2 rRNA genes (1 of these 2 cut by a window edge) are annotated in these 1,846 nt (G+C 50.3%); both read right to left on the bottom strand.

The features are described from left to right. Position 1: 1 nt before the first annotated feature. Positions 2-117 (bottom strand): 5S ribosomal RNA (gene rrf / locus AC1RPQ_RS07535). A gap of 85 nt (positions 118-202) precedes the next feature. After that, positions 203-1,846, bottom strand: a 23S ribosomal RNA gene (locus AC1RPQ_RS07540) (it continues 1,375 nt past the right edge of the window).

The following is a 1,846-nucleotide window of genomic DNA, read 5'->3' on the forward strand; positions in this document are numbered from 1 at the left end:
AGCATGGCAACGTCCTACCCTCGCAGGGGGCGACCCCCAACTACTCTTGGCGCTAAGAAGCTTAACTTCTGTGTTCGACATGGGAACAGGTGTATCCTTCTTGCTATCGCCACCACACTCTTTTTTTGAGAAAACTTATTCTCTCAAAACTAGCTAATATTTATCATTGATTTTTAAGCCGTACACCGTTTCACACCACTTTGTGGTTAAGTCCTCGACCGATTAGTATTGGTCCGCTCCATACATCACTGTACTTCCACTTCCAACCTATCTACCTGATAATCTTTCAGGGGTCTTACTTCCATAAAGGAATGGGAAATCTAATCTCGAGGTGAGCTTCACACTTAGATGCTTTCAGCGTTTATCTCATCCATACATAGCTACCCAGCGATGCCCTTGGCAGAACAACTGGTACACCAGAGGTATGTCCATCCCGGTCCTCTCGTACTAAGGACAGCTCCTCTCAAATTTCCTACGCCCGCGACGGATAGGGACCGAACTGTCTCACGACGTTCTGAACCCAGCTCGCGTACCGCTTTAATGGGCGAACAGCCCAACCCTTGGGACCGACTACAGCCCCAGGATGCGATGAGCCGACATCGAGGTGCCAAACCTCCCCGTCGATGTGGACTCTTGGGGGAGATAAGCCTGTTATCCCCAGGGTAGCTTTTATCCGTTGAGCGATGGCCCTTCCATACGGAACCACCGGATCACTAAGCCCGACTTTCGTCCCTGCTCGACCTGTAAGTCTCGCAGTCAAGCTCCCTTGTGCCTTTACACTCTGCGAATGATTTCCAACCATTCTGAGGGAACCTTTGGGCGCCTCCGTTACCTTTTAGGAGGCGACCGCCCCAGTCAAACTGCCCACCTGACACTGTCTCCCACCACGATTAGTGGCGAGGGTTAGAGTGTTCATACAACGAGGGTAGTATCCCACCAATGCCTCCTCCGAAACTAGCGTTCCGGTCTCTACGGCTCCTACCTATCCTGTACAAGTTATACAAACACTCAATATCAAGCTACAGTAAAGCTCCATGGGGTCTTTCCGTCCTGTCGCGGGTAACCCGCATCTTCACGGGTATTATAATTTCACCGAGTCTCTCGTTGAGACAGTGCCCAAATCGTTACGCCTTTCGTGCGGGTCGGAACTTACCCGACAAGGAATTTCGCTACCTTAGGACCGTTATAGTTACGGCCGCCGTTTACTGGGGCTTCAATTCTGGGCTTCGCCGAAGCTAACTCATCCTCTTAACCTTCCAGCACCGGGCAGGCGTCAGCCCCTATACGTCATCTTACGATTTTGCAGAAACCTGTGTTTTTGATAAACAGTCGTTTGGGCCTATTCACTGCGGCTGACCTTTCGGTCAGCACCCCTTCTCCCGAAGTTACGGGGTCATTTTGCCGAGTTCCTTAACGAGAGTTCTCTCGCACACCTTAGGATACTCTCCTCGACTACCTGTGTCGGTTTGCGGTACGGGTAGTTATATTCTAACTAGAAGCTTTTCTTGGCAGTGTGACATCAGTTACTTCGCTACTTAATTTCGCTCCCCATCACAACTTGTCCTTAAAGTTAAGCATTTAACTCAACTTCAGACTTATTGCTTGGACGCACATATCCATCAGTGCGCTTCCTTAGCCTGCTGCGTCCCTCCATCGTTCAAACAAATATAACTAGTACAGGAATCTCAACCTGTTATCCATCGTCTACGCCTCTCGGCCTCGACTTAGGTCCCGACTAACCCTGGGAGGACGAGCCTTCCCCAGGAAACCTTAGTCATTCGGTGGACAGGATTCTCACCTGTCTTTCGCTACTCATACCGGCATTCTCACTTCTAAGCGCTCCACC

This window comes from Dellaglioa sp. CoH-57-MRSF-21 (assembly GCF_056781915.1).